Source organism: Mesorhizobium sp. B2-5-3 (genome assembly GCF_006441005.1).
Classification (GTDB): domain Bacteria; phylum Pseudomonadota; class Alphaproteobacteria; order Rhizobiales; family Rhizobiaceae; genus Mesorhizobium.
The window spans coordinates 147,606-166,514 of record NZ_VFUS01000007.1; the positions used below are offsets into that span (position 1 = coordinate 147,606).

Sequence of the window (18,909 nt, forward strand, 5' to 3'; positions counted from 1 at the left end):
ACGGTGTGCCGTTCATTCTGCAAGGCGTAACATCAGCTTGGCGTGCAGATCTGTCACGAGATTGAGGTTTGAGCTCACGTTTCAGGGGATATCTCACAAAAAGAACATTGTGTGAACATCCTGTTTGGCTAATAAGGATGACTAAGGGATATGCCGATTCGCGAATTGCGACCACGGAGCCAACATGGACGAAACGTATAATCTGAACGGCGGATTTAAGCCCACCTTGAAGCGCTCAGCCGATCTCGATGGACCAGATTTCTTCCCTACTCCGGCATGGGCGACATTCGCGTTACTCGATAACGAAAACTTCGAAGGAAATATTTGGGAACCAGCTTGCGGCGACGGGTCTATGTCCCGTGTGCTTGAGACGACAGGCAATGAAGTTTTTGCGAGCGATTTATATGACAGAGGCTATGGGACAGCCGGCATTGATTTTTTAAAAGCCGACCGAGTATTTGATAACATAGTGACCAATCCGCCTTACAACTCGGCTGAAGGCTTTGTGCGAGCGGGTCTGCGCAACAGTAAAAAGAAATTCGCACTTCTACTTCGGTTAGCTTTCCTCGAAGGAGCAAACAGAGAGAGAACCATATTCAGCAAAACTCCCCCATCGACAGTATGGGTATTCAGCGAGAGAATCACATTTTACCTTGCGGGAGCGGAGAAAAAAGGGAGCGGGACTACCGCATATGCCTGGTTTGTCTGGAACAAGGACAAAAAAGGATCCTCAGAGTTGAGATGGTTTAAACCTGGCTACAAAAACCGGTTAAACTATGTCGAAGAAAACCCAAGCCTATTTAAATAAGCCAAGCCATCGTCGGTTACAGTCACGTTCGGACCGTCTTTGATTGCATAACCCTTTTGAAAAGGTCCACTTTTAGTCTTCTTGTGTGAAACCACATTTCCTACGATTTGCTGCCAGAGCTGTTCGTTTCGGCGCTTTGGAGAACGAACTTTGTCTCCACTGGACAATGGATAGTATTTTTTTACCGTTTTTTTCACGTAAGATGTTGTGGTTGTGTGGCCAGGACAGATTGAAGCAATCTTCAGCGCTAAAATTCTCGCCTCCGGCTCTCGGAGCCGATCATCCGGATCGCGCGGCAGATGGCCAAACTCAAACTGATCACCTCTTCTCCAAGCAATTGCTGTCTGGGGAAGCTCCAATCCCGCAGTAACCATTTGAATTCCTTCAACAATTTCCTCGCTAGATGCCAGTTCCACAGGAAAATATAATGAGCAAGTGAAGTCTGGGTGACCCTTGTAGTGACGAATATCAAAGCTCAGGTAATTTCCGATGCAAAACGACGCCACTTCGAACTCGTCTAAATCATCCTGTTCCGTTCGTAGCTCGGTGGCAAAATAAATAGCGGGTCTCCAAAAAATAGCATGCGCAACCATGTCGCAGTCTGTACCCATACGTATGAAAGTAACATCAACCATGGTTACGGCTGCAGATTTGTTACTTGAGCAACGATACAAGCATAATCGACGCCGCACTTCGTTCGAGCTTGCACACCTGTAGTTTTTCCAAGGTACCAATGAGCCTCCAACGGCCCACCACCAAATTCAGGAGCGACCGAAGTTAGAAATTGAATCCCTCGAACTCCGTTTAGCTTTCCGGTATATGCCCTGACGGCAGTCAGTCTGCCCTGTCGTCCGGGTCCTCCCCAAACTTCGCCAGTTTTTACCTGCTCGACAGCGTCCGCGACAGTCTGTGTTGGTGACTCTTTCCGATGATACATCTTCCCACCCTTGCCCACTACACCAAACCATCTCACTGCTTGAGCAGTCAAGATGAGTTTTCAACTGCGTTCGCAGCGCAAGAAGCTCCCCTCACCCCACCGCCACACACTCAATCTCAATATCAAACTCCATCGGCCAAGAAGCCACCGGCACAAAGCTCCGCGCCGGCGGGTTGGTCGAGAAATACCTGGCATAGACCCGGTTGATCGCGTTGTAGAAGCCGGAATTGACGGCGTAGATGCGCACCATCACCACGTTTTCCAGCGAGGTGCCGGCCGCTTCCAGGCAGTGTTTCAGCGCCTTCAGGGACGCCTCGGTCTGCGTTTCGATGTCGCCGCGCACCATCTCGCCGGTCACCATGTCCACCGGCGGTGTCGCCGAGATGAACACGAACCCGTTGGCCTTCACCGCCGTCGAACAGGGCAGGCCGAGCGCCCGCACCTTGTCCGACATGACGGGCACTTCGATGATTTCTTTCTTCATGGTGGTGCTCCCTGGGTTTGGGGGAGCTTATAGTGCCGGCCGGGGAACGCCAGCGCCGACGCGTTGTCCAGCCTTCACCCTTGCCCCGGATAAGGCGTGCCGTCCTTGTGCAGGAACCGGCCGTCCGAACTCGGGCTCATCATGTCGATGTCGGAGCAGGTGATGACATCGTCCGGGTTGCGCGAGCCGACCTCGAGGTAGAGCGCCGTCGTGGACGAGCGGTTGATGAGATGGTGGCCGTTGCCGCTGTTCTTGGCGAAGGTGGCGCAGTCGCCGGCGCTCAGCAGCGTCTCACCGCCATCCTCGACCAGCGTTAGCTCGCCTTCCAGCACATAGACGAACTCGTCCTCATGGCTGTGCCAGTGACGCTGGCTTGACCAGCCGCCGGGCGGCAGCGTCATCAGGTTGACGCCGAAATCGGTGAGCCCGCCGGCATCGCCAAGCCGGCGGCGCGTGCGGCCGGCGCAAGGGCCATCGAAGGGCGCGGGATAGCCCGAGCCCTTGCGGAGGGGCAGGGATGCGAGGTCGAGTTTGGGCATGGGTGCTCTCAGGGTGGTGGTGCGGCACTGTAGTCCCACGCAGGCATGGGAAGAACCCTGTTGCGAGATGTGAGCCGTCGCGCCCTACGGCGCCCCCCTCTGTCCTGCCGGACATCTCCCCCACGAGGGGGGAGATTGGCAGCTTCGGCGACGGCGCTCTTTCTTCCAGCGCTGAAGATTAGCGAAAGCATTCGCGACAGCCAATCTCCCCACCTGTGGGGGAGATGTCCGGCAGGACAGAGGGGGCGCCGTAGAGTGCTGTCGTCTGCGGTTCAGCTCCCTCTCGACCGCCCTCACCCCTGATGCGCCGCGCCCAGTTCCTTCACATGCTTCTCGTGCATCTTCAGCGTCGGCAGCGTCTTCTTGGCGAATTCCTTCATCGCCGGATCATCGCCCGATTGGGCGTAGGTGCTGAAGAGCGCGACGGCGTCCTTGTGAGCTGCTGTCTGCATCATGATGTATTTGGTATCGAAGTCCTTGCCGCTGGCGGCCTTGAGCTCGTCGAGCTGGCCCTGTTCTTTCGGCTGAAGCGCCGGGCCGGTCGGTTTGGTCGAGGCGGTGGTCTGGCCCTGCGCGAGCGCCGCCTTGAAGTCCTCGCCGGCCTTGGTGTGGTCCTCGATCATCTGTTTGGCGAAGGCCTTGACGTCGGCCGACGCCGATTTCTGCTCGGCGAGCTTGCTCGACTGGATCTCGAACTCGTTGGCGCCGGGCACCGTCTTGATGAAGGTCTGCGTGTCGACCTTGCTGTCGGCCGCCAACGGCGTCGTTTGGGCGGTGGATTGGGCAAGCGCGGCGGGCGCGGCGGCGAGCAAGGCCGCGGCGGTCATGGTCAGAAGCGTTTTCATCTGCAATCTCCGGTCGGAATGGTTCCCTCGGGATTCCAACGCCGCAGATGAGCGGAAGTTGCGCCGGGCGCCTTGCCGTCAATGGCAGCATGCCTCGCCATATTGCAGCTGCTCGTGCCAGTTCGGCCTTCCTTCCGGGGTGAAATCCATCAGGTTCCACAGGATCTCGCAGGTGCCGATGGCGCGCGGGTCCTGGCCGGGCTCCGGCGGGGCGAAGCCGAGTTCGGACGACCAGAAATGCCTGATTCCGTCAGCGTCGCGATGAAACACCGACAAAAGCGGGATCTGCGCACCGTCGGCATCCTCGGCATTGTAGTCGCGCTTGAAGCTGTTGGAGGCCGACGACACCAGCCGCATCTTTTGCCACCCACGGTCCCGGCCGAGCGTGACGAGGTTTTCGAGCGCCGTTTTCGCCACCACGGCGAAGTTGAACCCGGCCGCCTGGAGATGGCCGACCGCGCCGTCGAACTGGTCGAGCAGCGCCGTGCAGGACGGGCATGGCTGGTCCGGCCGAGCCAGCTTCGCCGTGCCGCCCGTCATTGCCACGTCGCGCGTCTCCTGCGGATGGCGCGGAAACATCATCTGGTAGAGGATCAGCGTGTCCTTGCCGGGTGCGAACAGTTGCGACAGCTTTATCTCGGCCGCCCTGCCCTCGGCATCCAGCCCATCAAACACGTAATCCTGTGGCACCAGCCCGCCCGGCGGCAACGCGCGGCGCGCCACGGCCACATCCTCCATGGCACGGCGCAGCTCGATTTCCTTCTTCAGCAGCTTTTCGCGGGCGGCGCGGTATCTGGCGGATTCGTTGGGGAAGGTGATCATGATCGGCTCCTTGGTCACAGCGCCGGCGTCCCGGCGCGGTTGCTCTAAGACCTAAGGACGCGCCGCTGCGGCCGGTTCCGACATTTTCTCCTCACCCCTTCACGCCGCCGGCGGTGAGGCCGGAGACGATCTTGCGCTGGAAGATCAGCACCAGCAGCACCAGCGGCACGGTGACGATCACCGATGCGGCCATGATGTTGCCCCACGGGATCTCGAACTGCGAATTGCCCGACAGCAGCGCGATCGCCACCGGCACGGTGCGCTGGGCGTTGTTGGAGGTGAATGTCAGCGCAAACAGGAACTCGTTCCACGCGCCGATGAACGCCAAAAGCCCGGTGGTCGCCAGCGCCGGCCACATCAGCGGCAGGAAGATGCGCGTGACGATGATCCACGGCGTCGCGCCGTCAAGGATCGCCGCCTCCTCGACCTCGACCGGCAGGTCCCGCACGAAGGCTGTCAGCACCCAGACGGTGAACGGCAAGGTGAAGATCATGTAGGAGAAGATCAGCGCGACAAGCGAATTGTAGAGGCCGAACATCCGCACCAGCTCGAACAGCCCGGCCAGCACCGCCACCTGCGGAAACATCGACACCGACAGGATGGCGAAGAGCAGCGCCGAGCGGCCACGGAAGCGCACGCGCGCCAGCGCGTAGGCCGCGGTGACGCCAAGGAACAGCGAGAGCGCGACAACCGCGCCCGAAACCACCAGCGAGTTCATGAGGTTGCGCGCGAAGGCGCCTTCGGTGAGCACGTTGCGATAGTTGCCGAGGCTGAACGTCCGCGGCCACAGGTCGGCCTGGAACAGCTCGGTGCCCGATTTCAGGCTGGTGACGATGGCGTAGTAGAACGGGAATACCGCGACCAGCACGATGACCGCGACCGACAGGTAGAAGCCCGCCCGCTTCAAGATCCACATCTCAGCGCCCGCCCTCGAGGCTGACCCCGCCGATCCGGATATAGGCCATGGTGAGAAGCGCAAGAATGAGGAACAGCAGCGTCGAAGCGGCCGAGCCGTAGGCGAACTTGTCGAACTCGAACAGGTTCTCGCGCGCGAACACCGACATCGACTTGGTGTGCACGTTGTTGGGCGTCAGCACATAGATCAGGTCGAAGATGCGCAGCGCATCGAGCGCGCGGAAGATCACCGCCACCATCACCGCAGGGCGGATCAGCGGCAAGGTCACCCGCCAGAAGATCTGCCACGGATTGGCGCCGTCGAGCCTCGCGACCTCGATGATCTCGCGCGGCAGCATCTGCAGCGCGGCAAGGATGAGCAGCGCCATGAACGGCGTCGTCTTCCAGATGTCGACGACCAGCACGGCCGCCATCGCCGTGTCGGCGTTGGCCGTCCAGGCGATCTTGGTGTCAATCAGGCCGAGATTGAGCAGAACCACATTGATGATGCCGAACTGGTCGTTGAGCATCCACTGCCACATCTTGGCCGAGACGATGGTCGGGATCGCCCAGGGGATGAGGATCGCCGCCCTGACGATGCCGCGGCCCGGGAATTCGGCATTGAGCACCAGCGCGACGATCGTGCCGAGGATCGTCTCGCAGGTCACCGAAATCGCCGCGAAACGCCCCGTGTTCCAGACGGCGCTCCACCAGACCGGATCGGCCAGCACGCCATCATAGAGCACCCGGCCGCTCGGCATGCGCAGCACCGAGAAGTAATTGGCGAAGCCTGCCCACTGGCGGGCGTCGAGGTCGGCCAGCGAAGCGTCGGTGAAGCTGAAATAGATGGTGCGGGCGAGCGGCCAGCCGGCAGCGGCGGCGAGCACCAGGAGCATCGGCGCCAAGAACAGCCAGGCCGAGCGCACGCGCTGGCGCATCAGCCGCGAGCGCGGGCGGCGGGTCGCGACGGCTTCAGTCCTCGGCTCCGCTTCTGTCATCCCTTGCGCCGGGTGGGATTGGGATATGGAGGCGCGTTGTGGTGTCACCAGCCACGGCCCTTCAGCCTTGTCAGCATGGCTTCGAGGTCGGCCAGATTGTCGCCCGCGGTGCCATCGCCCGACAGCGTCTTGTGGACGGCGTTCCAGAACTGGCTCGACGCCTCGTTGTACTTGATCTTGGCCGCGGCCGAGGGACGCGGCACCGCATTGAGGAATATCTGCTTCCAGCGCGGGACGATCGGCTGTTGCCTGGCGATGTCGGCATCGTCATAGAGCGCCTGGATGGTCGGCAGGCTGGAGTTCCTCAGCGCGCGGTATTTCTGCATCGCGGGCGAGGCGATGAATTTGACGAGCCCGATCGCCGCGTCCGGGTGCTTGGAATATTTGGACACGGCAAGATTCCAGCCACCCAGCACCGCCGCCGGGCGCGCGCCTTCGCCGGTGCCGGCCGGCAGCGGCGCGACGTCGAACTTGCCCTTGATCGGCGAGCCTTCGGAATTGCCGAGTGCATAGGCGTAGGGCCAGTTGCGCATGAAGACCGCATTGCCGGTCTGCCACACGCCGCGCGATTCCTCTTCCTGATAGGCCAGCACGCCGGGTGGCGCGATGCTTCCGACCCAGCCCTTGGCCATGTCGAGCGCTGCCGCCGCTTTTGGATTGTTGATCGAGATGGTGCCGTCCGGCTCGATGATCTGGCCGCCGCCATTCGACATCACCCATTCGAGCGCGTCGCAGGTCAGCCCCTCATAGGCATTGCCCTGGAAGACGAAGCCCCAGATGTCCTTGTTGCCGGCAGCCCGCTCCTTGTCCATGACCAGCCTGGCGGTGTCGGCCAGCTCCTTCCAGGTGGCAGGCACCTTGGCGCCGTATTTGTCGAGCAGGTCCTTGCGGTAGTAGAGCGCCGGCGCATCGGTGAAGATCGGCAGCGCCACCAGCCTTCCGTTGACGGTCTGCGACTGGATGATCGAGGGGAAATGGGCGCCGACGACGTCCTTGGTCGCCGCGGTCAGGTCGACGAGCTGGCTGGCGAGCTGCGGCGCCCAGATCACATCGGTCTGGTAGACGTCGATATCGCTATTGCCGGCGGCAAGCCACAGCCTGTACTGGCCGAACTGGTCGGTCCCGGATGCCGGCATGACGACGATGCTGACCTTGTTGCCGCTGTCCTTCTCATAGCGGTCGAGGATTTCACGCAGCACCTTGATGCCGATTCCTGTGTCGCCCGATACGATCGACAATTCGACGGCTCGCGCAGGGATGGCCGCAATCATCGCGGCAGCGACCAACGTGGCAAATGCGTGAAAGAGCCTCATGGCGGCGGAGGATCTCCTTTCGGAACGGCGACGCAAGCCTTCGAGGCTCCGGAAGCTCGTCGGACCCCTCCACCACTCTTTGAATGCGGAGCGGCGCTCTGGGTTCCCGAGCGATGCCCGCGAGCGGCGGTGGGCCGGGCCGCGGCTTCAGCCTTCCCAGGCGACAGGGCTCATCCCAAGCCGCTGATAGAGCCTGACAGCGGCGGCGTTTTCCACCGTGTTGGTCTTGAGGTCGACATGGTCTGCGCCGCGTTCGCGAAAGACGGCGAAGGCGTGCCACATCAGCGCCTCGCCGATGCCCCTGCCGCGCGCCTGCGGATGCACGGCGAGATCCCTGACGAAGGCGCTCGTCCAGCACAGCGCCGCCGCCACCAGCAGGCCCTTGGTGTCGATGACGAGGAAACAGAGCGCAGGGTCGAATTCGGGGTCGCCTGAGATGCGTGGCCACCATTCGTCGAACGGGCCGTCGGCGCCATCATCGAACACCTCGCTCAGCAGCGCATGCAAGGCCGGCGCATCGCCGTGCTCGAGGGTGCGCATGACAAAGCCATCCGGCCAGTGCGCGGGAACCAGCGTCTCGTCGAGGATCTTGCGCAGCCGGATGTCGTTCGGAGCCGGCGGGCGCGGTTCGGGCATTTCGCTCAGGCGTCGGGCAGCAGGCGGCGCCGCTTGCGGTCGACGCCGAGGCCGGTCGCCTCGAGCAGGCCCTTGCGCTTGGCGTCGAAATAGTAGCCGGTCTGGTAGAGCCAGTCGGCGCGCTTGGCGTTGCCGTCCGACACCAGCCAGGCGCCACGCAGGTATTTGACGGCGTATTTCAGGTTGGTTTCGGCATCGAACAGGCCCCTGGCCGGTCCGTCATAGCCCATGCCGCGCGCCGTCGCGTGCTTGATCTGCATCAGCCCCCAATGGCCGTTGTTGTAGGCTTTGGGATTGAAGGTGCTTTCGCGGTTGACGACATGGCGCACAAGGTCGACCGGCACCTGATAAAACGCGGCGTATTTTACGATCAGCCGGTCGATATCGCCGCGCACGCCGGTCGCATGCTCTTCCTGCACCGGAGCGGCAGGAAACTGGACGAGGGCAGCCGGATTCTGCGGCACAACATAGGCCGCCTGCTGCACGCCGGGCATGGCTTTCTGATCGTTCCTGGCGATCGCCGGCACGATGAGCCCGGCGGTGGCGTAGGTGGCTGCCGCCTTGATTGGTGCGCCGGCGCCAGCCGGCGGCGGCGCCTGCCAGGCATTGGCGGTCATCACCGCCGGCACGGCCGGTGCGGTTGGGGTCGCTCCGGCAAAGGCCGCGGTTGCCGCGGCCGCCTGTGTGGTCGGGCCGGCGGACAACTCAGCGGTTTGAACGGGCGTAATCCCCGACGATTCCGGCAGCACCGAAACCGTCTCCGGCAACGGTATGGTGAAGCCGGCATCGGTGCCGGCGACGGTCGCTGTTTCGGTCAGGGAAGACGCGGATTTCATCTGCGATGTCGACGTGCAACCGCTGACGCAGGCCATGGCCGCGATCACGCCGAGCGCGATAAGGGTTTGTTTTGCTGGCAAGCCGCGTTCGGGTCCGGTTCGTCGGATGTTAAGAAATCCCTTACACCAGCGATTCCTGGCGAGCAATCGGGGCGCTCAGGTGGTTTTCGGGTGGCGAGACTCGGGCCGAAATGCCATATTGTTCCTGATATGTACCGGCATGAATGCCGGTTTCTGGCCATTTTGCGAAAGGAGCACGCCATGCAAACGCCGTCGCAGATCACAGCCGGCCACGCAGTGTTAGAAACAGTGATCGGCTTCATGGGGATTGCCTGGAGCCAAAAGGGCCTGATCCGGCTCTGCCTGCCCGAACGCAGCCGCGAGGCGGTCGAGCGGCGGCTGATGCGCCACGCCGGCGTTTCGGCCGCTACCGTGCAGCCGCCGTGGGTGGTCGAGCTGATCGCCTCGATCAAGGCCTATGCGGCGGGCGAGGATATCGATTTCTCCGGCGTGCCGGTCGATCTCGACGGTATCGACGATTTCCGCCTCGCCATCTATGGCGCGGCGCGAAAGCTAGCCTATGGCGAAACCACCACCTATGGAGAACTGGCCAAGCGCGCCGGCCATGCCGGCCTGCCGCGCGAAACCGGTGCCGCGCTTGGCGCCAATCCGGTGCCGCTGGTCATTCCCTGCCACCGTATCCTCGCGGCCGGCGGCAAGATCGGCGGCTTTTCGGCGCCCGGCGGTTCGACCACCAAGGAAAAGATGCTGGCCATGGAAGGCGTGCGCGTCGGCCCGCCGCCGCCCGCGCAGGTCTCATTCGGATTTTGAAACGATAGCCGCCGCGCCAGGCTATGGCCTAGTCGTTATGAAAAAACCGCCGGCGGAAATGCCGATCGTTGTCCGGGCGCTTGCAATTATAGACCGGGCAGGATTTCGTATCGGTGCTCGGCACATAGGCGCGTGTCCTCACCTCGCCCGTTGTGCAGAATTGCTGGCTCTGCACGTAGCGGTCGTAGAGTGGCAGTCCCGGTACCCGCCTCGACTGGTAACGCAGGATGACGGCGCCCTGCCGCGCGATCGTCGCCTGCACGCGGCCACACTCCATCCGCGTCGGATCGTAGCGCGAGATCGCCTGCGCCTCGGCGGCAATCAGCGTCAGGCATGCTGCCAGCAGAATGGTCTTCATGGTCCTCTCCCCTGATGCGCGGCTCACGGACAGCGCCATCTGACGCAACGGTTTCACCGGATTGGGGCGGCCATTGGGCGGTCCCTCGATCACGGCTTTCTCACGCAGTCTTGTATTTCGTGCGAAAGCAGCCTATATCAGCCCCATTGATATTTCGGCCGATCGATCCGGGCCTCGCGATCTTCGCGTTTGCTGACGTCTATCTCCAAAATCTCGATGCACACCGGCTGGACCTCGGTTCGGTCAAACCAAAGCAAATGTGAAGGACTATTTTTATGGCAACTGGAACGGTCAAGTGGTTCAACGCCACCAAGGGCTTCGGCTTCATCCAGCCTGACGCGGGCGGCGCGGACGTTTTCGTCCACATCTCCGCTGTCGAGCGCGCTGGGCTGTCGACCCTGGTCGAAGGCCAGAAGATCAACTTCGAGATCGAGCAGGACCGCCGCACTGGCAAGTCGTCCGCTGGATCTCTGAGCAAGGCAGCCTGATTTTGAAAATGGCGCGCCCCGGGCGACAGCCCGGGGCGCGCGGCAAGTCACGGATGTACTGACGGTCGCGCGAGAAGCGCGCCGGAGCGGAAAGACCCGACAAGCCGGATCAGCAGATAGCTGCCAGCCCGGACCGGACGCTCCCGATCAGGCTACCGAAATGGGAAGGCGGGCATTGTCCCGCCTTTTTATTTGCCTGGATTCCAGGCATGTAGAGCCGAGCCTAGAGTCCCACCTGTGGTACCATTAGAGTGGTATTATCCGGCCATGACCAAGCTTGAGCAAATGGAAAAGTCCATCACCGAACTGAGCCCCGAGGAGCTGAAGGCGTTTGCCGCATGGTTCGGGGCGCTCCAGGCGGACCTGTGGGATCGGCAGATCGAGCCGACGTGAGGGCGGGGCGATTGGACAAGCTTGCCGAACAGGCATTGGCTGACCATTGCGCCGGCCGGACTCGGCCTCTGTGAACCACGTCGCCTCTCCATCATTCTGGAAGGCTTATGAAAAACTGTCATCGTCGATCGGAGCAAAGGCGGACAGGCGTTTTGTCATACTGCGTTCCGATCCTTTTCATCCCTCCTTACATTTCAAGCAGGTCGGTTGCTATTGGTCGGCGCGGGTCGACGAAACTACCGGCTGTTGCCATACGCAACAATGAAGATGTGATCTGGTTCTGGATCGGCACCCTATGCCGACTACGACCATCTGTTGAAATAGCTCCCGCGCAGCTTCCCGGACGATGGGCGGCCGGGCCTCGCGCCTGTTGACGCGTGCCCCGCCCCCAAAGAGCCGCGAGGCGGCGACGAGGTTGAGGATAAAGCTACCCTACCCACTCCATCGGCACATGCCCCGGATCCGCTTCCACTCGTTTCAGCCACGCAGCCACCGCCGGGTAGGCGTCGAGCTGGAAGCCGCCCTGCTCCGCCGTATGCGTATAAGCGTAGAGCGCGATGTCGGCGACGCTGTAGGCGCTTCCGGCGAAGAACGCGTTGTTCTCCAGGTATTTATTCATGACGCCGAGCGCCTTGTTGCCGCGCTCCAGTGTCACCGCCAGCCGCTCCGGCGTCGCATCCTTGACCCTTTCGGGAAAGGTCAGCAGCGCCTTGCGCACGGCGATATAGGGCTCGTGGCTGTACTGTTCGAAGAACAGCCATTGATAGGCGAGCCCGCGCTCATATTTGTCCGCGGGCAGGAAGCGCGTGCCCTCCGCGAGGTAGAGCAGGATGGCGTTGGATTCAGCGATCCGCCTTCCGTCGTCGAGCTCCAGCAGCGGCACCATGGCGTTCGGATTCTTGGCGACGAAATCCGCTTTTCGCGTATCGCCCGTGTGCGAACTCACCTCGACAGTGGTGAAAGGGAGGCCGAGCTTGGCCATCAGCAGGCGCGGCTTGTAGCAGTTGCCGCTGTCGATCATGCTGTAAAGTATCATCGCTGGTCCCCCGAGCGCTGCCATGTGCAGACGCGATTATCGTAGCCGCGCCGTCCTCACCAATGATTAGTTTTGGCGCGACGATCAGCGCCGCTGATGTGTAGCACACGGCGCTACCCGAACAGCGGCACCACCTTGCTGTCCCTGCCCAGCAGCGCGTCGATGGCGAGCGGTCGCTCGTCGAAGATCACCCCGGCCAGCGCCGGCCGGGCGAGTAGAAAACCTTGCAGCAGGTCGACGCCGCCATCGAGCGCGACGCGCAGATGGGTGGGCTGTTCGATGCCCTCGACCAGGACCTTGGCGCCGCGGTCGTGCAGGCTGGAGACCAGCGGGCGGAAGAACCGCTCGGCGGCGGCGTGGCGGCAGAATTGCGCGAACCAGCCACCGTCGATCTTGACGATATCGGGCTTGAGCAGGCTGACCCGCTCCTCGGTCGAGTGGCCGGTGCCGAAGTCGTCGATGGCGATGCGGATGCCGTCGCGGCGCATCTCGCGTACCAGCCTGGCCAGCAGCGTGTCGTCGGCCGCCTGTTCGGTGATTTCGCAGACCAGCATGCCGGGGGCCAGGCCGAGCTCGCCGAGATGCCTGCTCATCAGCCGGATTTCGGCCAAGGCCCGGCCCCGACGGGCGTTGACCAATGGATTGTAGTTGAAGAACAGATCGAGCCCATCGACGCCGATGTTGCGGAAATTCCTGAGATGCAGCACCCGGCACATGGTTTCGACGAACAGCCGGTCCTGGGCCGCGACGCCTTCGAAGAACGCCCGTGCGGCGCCCGGCCGGCCGGCGCGATGCGGCTCGATCAAGCCCTCGACGGCGATTGCGTGCAGGAAGCGGCCGCGCGGCGCGAAGATCGGCTGGTAGGCGCTGCGCAGGCGGAAGTCGCCATAAACGCCATATTCGATACCGACCTCGTCCATGAAGATCGCATCGCCAACATCGCGCCGCCGCTCGGGCCTCATCGTGTGCCCCTGCGCCCAAAGGCTTTCGCCGCCCGCGCGGTATGCGGCGCGGCTGCCGGGACGGAAGATGCACTGTCGGCGGCAGGCGATGGCCCGTCCTCGCCGAAGACGCGGAAGCTGGTCGGCGCCAGTTCCGGCCGTGCCAGCACGAAACCCTGGACCATCGAAGCCCCGGATTTCTCGGCCAGCTCCAGCTGCCAGCCTTCCTCGATGCCCTCGAACACGGTGCGGATGCCTTGTGCCTCGAAGCTTTTCACCATGGACGTCAGCAGCGCGAAGCCGGCGCCGGACTCCATCAACTGCGTGATCCAGTGGGCATCGAACTTGACGATGTCGGGTTTCAACTCCTTGATGCGGTTGATGTCGGAATCGTCGGCGCCATAGTCATCGACGGCAATGCGAAAGCCGTTGCCCTTCAACGCCGCGACGAAACCGTGCAGGGTCTCCTGCGAGGCTGGACGCTGCTCGGTCACCTCGCACACGACACGGCCCGGATCGATGCCGGTCTCGTGCAGCACCAGGCGCATTTCGCGCAAGGCATTGTCGGCAACGGCGCGCTCGGTGAACACCGACGGATCGAAATTGACGAAGATCGACGCTTCCTGCGGCAGGCAGGCGCCGGCATTCAGCAGATGCAGCGTCCTGGTCAGCGCCTCGACATGAAGCCGGTCGGCGGCCGGGCAGGTGCTGAAGAAGCTCATTGGCGATTGCGGCTCGCCGTCGCGGAACGGCCGGATCAAGCCCTCGAAGGCGGCAACCGACAGCTTGCCTTCCCTGAAGGCGAAGATCGGCTGGAAGGCGCTTTGCAACGTATAAATGCCCCAGACACCTGACGAGGTGCCGTCATCATGACGGATGATATGGGCAAGCCCGATGCTGCGCGACAAGGTTCCTCGCTCCGCGAACTGGCGCAATTGGGTTACGATCCTGCCACGCAAGCCTCTACCGCCCGTTAATGAACTTTCTGTTGCCGATCACGGCTCATTGACCTCCTTGCGGCACTGGCCCAGCCGACAATGCTTGCACTCACGGGAATGATGCGACATGAGAAGCGCCGCGGCCGCTCCTGGCCGCGCTGATCCTTTCTGGAGAGAAAAAAGGTCATGGCCTTCCTTGCCGACACCCTTTCCCGCGTGAAGCCTTCCGCCACCATCGCGGTGACGCAGAAAGCCCGCGAGCTGAAAAATGCCGGCCGCGACGTCATTGGCTTGGGTGCCGGCGAACCGGATTTCGATACGCCCGACAACATCAAGAATGCGGCGATCGAGGCCATCCGCCGTGGTGAGACCAAATATCCGCCGGTGTCGGGCATCGCGCCGCTGCGCGAAGCGATCGCGAAGAAATTCAAGCGCGAGAACAATCTCGACTACAAGCCGGAGCAGACCATCGTCGGCACTGGCGGCAAGCAGATCCTGTTCAACGCCTTCATGGCGACGCTGAATCCCGGCGACGAGGTCATCATCCCACGCCCCTATTGGGTCAGCTATCCCGAGATGGTGGCGATCTGCGGCGGCACCTCGGTGTTCGCCGACACTTCGATCGACAATGGCTTCAAGCTCACTGCCGCTGTGCTGGAAAAGGCCATCACGCCGCGCACAAAGTGGCTGCTGATGAACTCGCCGTCGAACCCGTCGGGCGCCGCCTACACCGAGGCCGAGCTTCGGTCGCTCGCCGACGTGCTGCTCAGGCATCCGCATGTTTGGACGCTGACCGACGACATGTACGAGCATCTGACCTACGGCGACTTCGTCTTCAAGACCATCGCCGAGGTCGAGCCGAAGCTCTATGAGCGCACGCTGACCATGAACGGCGTGTCGAAAGCCTATGCCATGACCGGCTGGCGCATTGGCTACGCCGCGGGTCCCGTCCAGCTGATCAAGGCGATGGACATGATCCAGGGCCAGCAGACGTCGGGCGCCTGCACCATCGCGCAATGGGCCTCGGTCGAAGCGCTGAACGGCCCGCAGGACTTCATCGCCAAGAACAAGGCGATCTTCCAGGGGCGCCGCGATCTCGTCGTCTCGATGCTCAACCAGGCGCGCGGCATCTCTTGTCCGTCGCCGGAAGGCGCCTTCTACGTCTATCCGTCCTGCGCCCAGCTGATCGGCAAGAAGACCAAGGCCGGCAAGGTGATCGACACTGACGAGGCCTTCTGCTCGGAGCTGCTCGAGGCCGAGGGCGTGGCGGTGGTATTCGGTTCGGCCTTCGGCCTCGGTCCGAACTTCCGCATCTCCTACGCCACGTCGGAGACGCTGCTGGAGGAGGCGTGCACGCGCATCCAGCGCTTTACGGCATCACTGACCTGATCGTGAAAACAAAACCCGGCCAAACGCCGGGTTTTTAGATCGGCTCGACACGGTACTCAGCCGCCATATTGGGCCGGCGTCACCGCTTCCAGCCAGTCGGCATGCACGCCCTCGAGCGCTTCCTGCATGGCTATATGCGTCATGGCCGTTTTCGGCCCGGCGCCATGCCAGTGCTTTTCGCCTGGCGCGAACGAGATGACGTCCCCTGCCCTGATCTCCTGGATGAGACCGCCCCAGGTCTGGGCGAGGCCGGCGCCCGACGTGACGTACAGCGTCTGGCCAAGCGGATGCGTGTGCCAGTGAGTCCGCGCGCCCGGCTCGAAGCTGACCAATGTCGCCCGCAGCCGTGCCGGAGCCTCCTTCTCGATGATCGGCGTCTGCAGCACCCGGCCGGCGAAGTACTTTTCCGGCGCGATGACGGTCGGCGTGCTGCCGCAAGCAATGATCTTCATCGTTCGATCCCTGGAACTGGTGGCGATGCGGGCGGCGGCGACGCCGCTCTTCTTTCGAGACCCTAGTTTCGGCCGATATGGCCGTCGACGCAACCGGTCTGTTCGGCTTGCAAATCAGCGGCAACCGCACCGCGCGCTCGGCCCTTGAGGCTACCTATTTTCCTTGCCCTGCCGGCAAACAAGTGGGACGATACCTTTGGGCCGGTTGAAGACAAGCCCGCCCGCGACGGTCGAACAGGCCGGCCGCCGCTCAGGACCGACTGACCTTGGCCTGAACCATGAATGCCAGTCGGTCTCCAGGGAAACGCCTGAGTGGAGGTCAGTCATGGGTAATCGCGCCGGAGGACGACGCACGGGACCGAAATGCATTGCCATAGTCGGTCCCTTCGCAAGCGGTAAGACGACACTTCTCGAAGCCATATTGGCCCGCACGGGCACCATTCCCCGCCAGAACCCGGTTTCCTCGGGAAACACCGTTTCAGATCATTCGCCCGAGGCGCGCGCGCACGCCATGAGCGTCGAGGCGACCTTCGCCACCACGGAATTCATGGGCGAGCAGTTCACCTTCGTCGACTGTCCCGGATCGATCGAATTCTCCTTCGAGGCCGAACCGGTGCTGGCCGCCTGCGACCTCGCGGTGGTCGTCGCCGAGGCCGACGAGAAGAAGATCCCCGCCCTCCAGCTCATCATGCGCAAGCTCGACGATCTCGGCGTGCCGCGCATCCTGTTTCTCAACAAGGTCGACAAGGCGATTGCCGGCGTGCGCGACACGTTGAAGATGCTGCAGCCGGCAAGTGCGGTGCCGTTGCTTCTGCGCCAGATACCGCTGCGCAAGGACGGCGTCGTCATTGGCTCGATCGACCTGGCGCTGGAACGCGCCTACATCTACCGCGAATATGCCGAGAGCGAGGTGGCCCAGATACCCGGCGACGAAAAGGCGCGTGAGCTGGAAGCCCGTTTTTCGATGCTGGAACGGCTGGCCGACCATGACGACCAGTTGATGGAACAGCTGCTCGAGGAGATCGAGCCGCCCAAGGACGCGGTCTTCGACGATCTTGCCGCGGATCTGCGCGACGGAGCCGTCACGCCGGTGCTGATCGGCACCGCAGAGAAAGGCAATGGCGTGCTGCGTCTCCTGAAGGCGATCCGCCATGATGCGCCCGACATCGACGCGACCCGCAAACGGCTCGGCGCCCCCGAAGGCAACGCGACCGTGGTTCAGGTGATGAAGACCATCCATACACCGCATGGAGGCAAATTGTCGGTGTCGCGCATCCTTTCGGGACAGGTCGCCGATGGCTCCGAGCTCTGGCTGCCCGGCGGCGACATGGCAAAGGTGTCCGGCATCTACAGGATGCTTGGCAAGGACCAGTCGAAGCTCACCGCGGCGAAGACCGGCGACACGGTCGCGCTCGGCAAGCTGGACGCGGTCAAGACCGGCCAGACGCTGACCTCGGCCAAGGGCGGCATGAAGCCGCTGCTCCAGTTCGAGCCGCCGCAGCCTGTCTTCGCTTTCGCCTTGCGGCCGAAGGAGCGCAAGGACGAGGTGAAGATGTCGGCCGCCATCCAACGGCTGGCCGAAGAAGATCCCTCGCTCAGCCTGCATCATAACCAGGACTCGGCCGAGACCGTGCTGTCGGGCCATGGAGAAATGCACCTGCGCGTCGTACGCGAACGGCTCGAGGGCAAGAACCAGATTCCGGTCGAAGGCCATCCGCCGGCGGTGCCCTACCGCGAGACTATCCGCAAATCGGCGCAGCAGCGCGGCCGCCACAAGAAGCAGTCCGGCGGCCACGGCCAGTTCGGCGATGTGGTGATCGAGATAAAGCCGCTGCCGCGCGGCGCAGGTTTCCAGTTCACCGATACCATCACCGGCGGCGTGGTGCCCAAGACCTACATCCAGTCGGTCGAAAGCGGCATACGCGATTACCTGAAGTCGGGCCCGCTCGGCTTTCCCGTCGTCGACGTCGCCGTCAACCTGTCGGACGGCTCCTACCACGCGGTCGATTCCTCCGACATGGCCTTCCAGATGGCGGCCAAGCTTGCCATGAAGGAAGGCATGGCGGGCTGTTCGCCCGTGCTCCTGGAGCCAGTGATGAAGGTCGAGATCGTGACGCCCTCCGATGCGACCTCGAAGATCATCGCGCTAATCCCGCAGCGGCGCGGTCAGATCCTCGGCTACGACGCGCGACCCGGCTGGCCAGGATGGGATGTCGTCGAGGCGACCATGCCGCAATCCGAGATCGGCGATCTGATCATCGAGCTGCGCTCGGCCACCTCAGGCGTCGCCAGCTACCGCGCCGTCTTCGACCACATGGCCGAACTCACCGGCCGGCTCGCCGACGAAGCGATGAATGCCAACGGCAAGGCAGCCTGATTCTGATGCATGTCGTCTAAAGTGATCTCGGCTTTGGGACATCGACATCCACAAAGATTTGGGTGAGTGCCCTCTCGAACCTTGTTCGAGGGGGCGCAAACAAAAAACGACGCCCGGGGGGGCCGGACGCCGTTTTGTTTGCGGACCGTTTTCTTGGGAGGAGAAACGGCAGGTCCGCCGCATCTTGAAGTCGCCGCTTCGGCGGAAGAAGGTTCGGACGCGGTAGCCGCCTGAGCCCGGATCGTCCGAGTGATGCCCCCATCTCCCGTCCGACCACACCGCGTCCTATGGTCTGCTTAGCAGGAGCCGAACGCCTTTGACATGTTACCAGAGGTTACATGTCACTGTTACGTGGCTATTTCGGTGGATTTTCCCGCCCTTCCGGCAGCCTCCGGGCAACAAAAAAGCCGGATCAATGAAGATCCGGCTGAGTTTGATTGGAAGTGCCTGTTAAGGCTAACCTCCAGAGGGGAACACTCGAGGGCGCTAATGGGAGGAGAACGCGCCCAGGAGATGAACTATATATGTGCTCATCATGCCCAAGAAACAAGCATCTATTTTGCAACACACGCATGCAAAAAGACGCAGGCTGTG

General features: G+C 62.4%; 20 protein-coding genes and 1 pseudogene. 6 read left to right on the plus strand and 15 right to left on the minus strand.

Going from position 1 to position 18,909, the window contains the following annotated elements; genetic code table 11:
- The first annotated feature begins 184 nt into the window (after positions 1-184).
- Entirely contained in the window at positions 185-808 is a 624-nt protein-coding gene (locus tag FJ867_RS18145; RefSeq protein WP_140818136.1) for a hypothetical protein, read from the plus strand.
- Here the strand turns inward: FJ867_RS18145 and FJ867_RS18150 are convergent.
- The 10 genes from FJ867_RS18150 to FJ867_RS18200 all read right to left on the minus strand — a co-directional run bounded on the left by FJ867_RS18150 (position 775) and on the right by FJ867_RS18200 (position 9,193).
- Positions 775-1,443 carry a hypothetical protein gene (locus FJ867_RS18150; RefSeq protein WP_140818138.1) on the minus strand — a complete coding sequence of 223 codons (669 nt, stop codon included), beginning with the start codon at positions 1,441-1,443 and terminating at the stop codon, positions 775-777. The genes FJ867_RS18145 and FJ867_RS18150 overlap by 34 nt on opposite strands.
- 393 nt (positions 1,444-1,836) lie before the next feature.
- Positions 1,837-2,229 (minus strand): RidA family protein, encoded by a 393-nt coding sequence (locus tag FJ867_RS18155; protein WP_140818140.1) that lies wholly within the window; start codon positions 2,227-2,229, stop codon positions 1,837-1,839.
- Positions 2,230-2,303: 74 nt separating this feature from the next.
- Entirely contained in the window at positions 2,304-2,768 is a 465-nt protein-coding gene (locus tag FJ867_RS18160; protein WP_140547156.1) for a cupin domain-containing protein, read from the minus strand.
- 293 nt (positions 2,769-3,061) lie between these two features.
- Complete coding sequence (locus FJ867_RS18170; protein WP_140818142.1) at positions 3,062-3,613, minus strand: DUF4142 domain-containing protein; 552 nt, start codon at positions 3,611-3,613, stop codon at positions 3,062-3,064.
- A gap of 78 nt (positions 3,614-3,691) precedes the next feature.
- Positions 3,692-4,435 (minus strand): DUF899 family protein, encoded by a 744-nt coding sequence (locus FJ867_RS18175; protein ID WP_140818144.1) that lies wholly within the window; start codon positions 4,433-4,435, stop codon positions 3,692-3,694.
- Between the two features lie 91 nt (positions 4,436-4,526).
- The gene (locus FJ867_RS18180) at positions 4,527-5,351 is read right to left on the minus strand and encodes a carbohydrate ABC transporter permease (RefSeq protein WP_140818146.1); all 825 of its coding nucleotides are present in this window, start codon (positions 5,349-5,351) and stop codon (positions 4,527-4,529) included.
- Position 5,352: 1 nt separating this feature from the next.
- Positions 5,353-6,267 carry a sugar ABC transporter permease gene (locus tag FJ867_RS18185; protein WP_181168395.1) on the minus strand — a complete coding sequence of 305 codons (915 nt, stop codon included), beginning with the start codon at positions 6,265-6,267 and terminating at the stop codon, positions 5,353-5,355.
- A 104-nt stretch (positions 6,268-6,371) separates the two neighbouring features.
- The gene (locus FJ867_RS18190) at positions 6,372-7,640 is read right to left on the minus strand and encodes an ABC transporter substrate-binding protein (protein WP_140818150.1); all 1,269 of its coding nucleotides are present in this window, start codon (positions 7,638-7,640) and stop codon (positions 6,372-6,374) included.
- 147 nt (positions 7,641-7,787) lie between these two features.
- Positions 7,788-8,276, minus strand: coding sequence for a GNAT family N-acetyltransferase (locus FJ867_RS18195; protein ID WP_140566986.1), 489 nt, complete (start codon positions 8,274-8,276; stop codon positions 7,788-7,790).
- A gap of 5 nt (positions 8,277-8,281) precedes the next feature.
- Entirely contained in the window at positions 8,282-9,193 is a 912-nt protein-coding gene (locus FJ867_RS18200; protein WP_140495943.1) for a lytic transglycosylase domain-containing protein, read from the minus strand.
- A 180-nt stretch (positions 9,194-9,373) separates the two neighbouring features.
- On the opposite strand from FJ867_RS18200, the gene FJ867_RS18205 reads away from it, so the two are divergent.
- Positions 9,374-9,943: a methylated-DNA--[protein]-cysteine S-methyltransferase gene (locus FJ867_RS18205; RefSeq protein ID WP_140818152.1), complete on the plus strand. Its 570-nt coding sequence runs from the start codon at positions 9,374-9,376 to the stop codon at positions 9,941-9,943.
- A 28-nt stretch (positions 9,944-9,971) separates the two neighbouring features.
- Here FJ867_RS18205 and FJ867_RS18210 read toward each other — a convergent pair whose 3' ends face one another.
- On the minus strand, positions 9,972-10,301 hold the full coding sequence (locus FJ867_RS18210; protein WP_140818154.1) for a hypothetical protein: 330 nt from the start codon (positions 10,299-10,301) through the stop codon (positions 9,972-9,974).
- 275 nt (positions 10,302-10,576) lie between these two features.
- Between FJ867_RS18210 and FJ867_RS18215 the strand changes: the two genes are divergently transcribed.
- Together FJ867_RS18215 and FJ867_RS18220 are read left to right on the plus strand one after the other, a co-directional pair.
- On the plus strand, positions 10,577-10,789 hold the full coding sequence (locus tag FJ867_RS18215) for a cold-shock protein (RefSeq protein WP_010910991.1): 213 nt from the start codon (positions 10,577-10,579) through the stop codon (positions 10,787-10,789).
- Between the two features lie 267 nt (positions 10,790-11,056).
- A pseudogene (locus FJ867_RS18220) lies at positions 11,057-11,256 on the plus strand (hypothetical protein).
- 353 nt (positions 11,257-11,609) lie between these two features.
- On the opposite strand, the gene FJ867_RS18230 reads toward FJ867_RS18220, so the two are convergent.
- The 3 genes from FJ867_RS18230 to FJ867_RS18240 all read right to left on the minus strand — a co-directional run bounded on the left by FJ867_RS18230 (position 11,610) and on the right by FJ867_RS18240 (position 14,067).
- Positions 11,610-12,218 (minus strand): glutathione S-transferase family protein, encoded by a 609-nt coding sequence (locus FJ867_RS18230; RefSeq protein ID WP_140818156.1) that lies wholly within the window; start codon positions 12,216-12,218, stop codon positions 11,610-11,612.
- A 113-nt stretch (positions 12,219-12,331) separates the two neighbouring features.
- Positions 12,332-13,180 (minus strand): EAL domain-containing protein, encoded by an 849-nt coding sequence (locus tag FJ867_RS18235; RefSeq protein ID WP_140631918.1) that lies wholly within the window; start codon positions 13,178-13,180, stop codon positions 12,332-12,334.
- Positions 13,177-14,067, minus strand: coding sequence for an EAL domain-containing protein (locus FJ867_RS18240; protein WP_140818158.1), 891 nt, complete (start codon positions 14,065-14,067; stop codon positions 13,177-13,179). The genes FJ867_RS18235 and FJ867_RS18240 overlap by 4 nt, the downstream gene beginning before the upstream one ends.
- Before the next feature lie 216 nt (positions 14,068-14,283).
- On the opposite strand from FJ867_RS18240, the gene FJ867_RS18245 reads away from it, so the two are divergent.
- Positions 14,284-15,486 carry a pyridoxal phosphate-dependent aminotransferase gene (locus tag FJ867_RS18245; protein WP_140516803.1) on the plus strand — a complete coding sequence of 401 codons (1,203 nt, stop codon included), beginning with the start codon at positions 14,284-14,286 and terminating at the stop codon, positions 15,484-15,486.
- Positions 15,487-15,542: 56 nt separating this feature from the next.
- Here FJ867_RS18245 and FJ867_RS18250 read toward each other — a convergent pair whose 3' ends face one another.
- Positions 15,543-15,938 (minus strand): cupin domain-containing protein, encoded by a 396-nt coding sequence (locus FJ867_RS18250; protein ID WP_140818160.1) that lies wholly within the window; start codon positions 15,936-15,938, stop codon positions 15,543-15,545.
- A gap of 325 nt (positions 15,939-16,263) precedes the next feature.
- Between FJ867_RS18250 and FJ867_RS18255 the strand changes: the two genes are divergently transcribed.
- A complete protein-coding gene (locus FJ867_RS18255) occupies positions 16,264-18,315 on the plus strand; it encodes an elongation factor G (RefSeq protein WP_140624094.1) in 2,052 nt (683 codons plus the stop codon).
- Positions 18,316-18,909: the final 594 nt, after the last annotated feature.

Excerpts from the sequence above, each read along its gene's own strand:
- FJ867_RS18145 (WP_140818136.1), top strand. The coding sequence starts at position 185 with ATGGACGAAACGTATAATCTGAACGGCGGATTTAAGCCCACCTTGAAG.
- FJ867_RS18150 (WP_140818138.1), bottom strand. The coding sequence starts at position 1,443 with ATGGTTGATGTTACTTTCATACGTATGGGTACAGACTGCGACATGGTT.
- FJ867_RS18155 (WP_140818140.1), bottom strand. The coding sequence starts at position 2,229 with ATGAAGAAAGAAATCATCGAAGTGCCCGTCATGTCGGACAAGGTGCGG.
- FJ867_RS18160 (WP_140547156.1), bottom strand. The coding sequence starts at position 2,768 with ATGCCCAAACTCGACCTCGCATCCCTGCCCCTCCGCAAGGGCTCGGGC.
- FJ867_RS18170 (WP_140818142.1), bottom strand. The coding sequence starts at position 3,613 with ATGAAAACGCTTCTGACCATGACCGCCGCGGCCTTGCTCGCCGCCGCG.
- FJ867_RS18175 (WP_140818144.1), bottom strand. The coding sequence starts at position 4,435 with ATGATCACCTTCCCCAACGAATCCGCCAGATACCGCGCCGCCCGCGAA.
- FJ867_RS18180 (WP_140818146.1), bottom strand. The coding sequence starts at position 5,351 with ATGTGGATCTTGAAGCGGGCGGGCTTCTACCTGTCGGTCGCGGTCATC.
- FJ867_RS18185 (WP_181168395.1), bottom strand. The coding sequence starts at position 6,267 with ATGCGCCAGCGCGTGCGCTCGGCCTGGCTGTTCTTGGCGCCGATGCTC.
- FJ867_RS18190 (WP_140818150.1), bottom strand. The coding sequence starts at position 7,640 with ATGAGGCTCTTTCACGCATTTGCCACGTTGGTCGCTGCCGCGATGATT.
- FJ867_RS18195 (WP_140566986.1), bottom strand. The coding sequence starts at position 8,276 with ATGCCCGAACCGCGCCCGCCGGCTCCGAACGACATCCGGCTGCGCAAG.
- FJ867_RS18205 (WP_140818152.1), top strand. The coding sequence starts at position 9,374 with ATGCAAACGCCGTCGCAGATCACAGCCGGCCACGCAGTGTTAGAAACA.
- FJ867_RS18210 (WP_140818154.1), bottom strand. The coding sequence starts at position 10,301 with ATGAAGACCATTCTGCTGGCAGCATGCCTGACGCTGATTGCCGCCGAG.
- FJ867_RS18215 (WP_010910991.1), top strand. The coding sequence starts at position 10,577 with ATGGCAACTGGAACGGTCAAGTGGTTCAACGCCACCAAGGGCTTCGGC.
- FJ867_RS18230 (WP_140818156.1), bottom strand. The coding sequence starts at position 12,218 with ATGATACTTTACAGCATGATCGACAGCGGCAACTGCTACAAGCCGCGC.
- FJ867_RS18235 (WP_140631918.1), bottom strand. The coding sequence starts at position 13,180 with ATGAGGCCCGAGCGGCGGCGCGATGTTGGCGATGCGATCTTCATGGAC.
- FJ867_RS18245 (WP_140516803.1), top strand. The coding sequence starts at position 14,284 with ATGGCCTTCCTTGCCGACACCCTTTCCCGCGTGAAGCCTTCCGCCACC.
- FJ867_RS18250 (WP_140818160.1), bottom strand. The coding sequence starts at position 15,938 with ATGAAGATCATTGCTTGCGGCAGCACGCCGACCGTCATCGCGCCGGAA.
- FJ867_RS18255 (WP_140624094.1), top strand. The coding sequence starts at position 16,264 with ATGGGTAATCGCGCCGGAGGACGACGCACGGGACCGAAATGCATTGCC.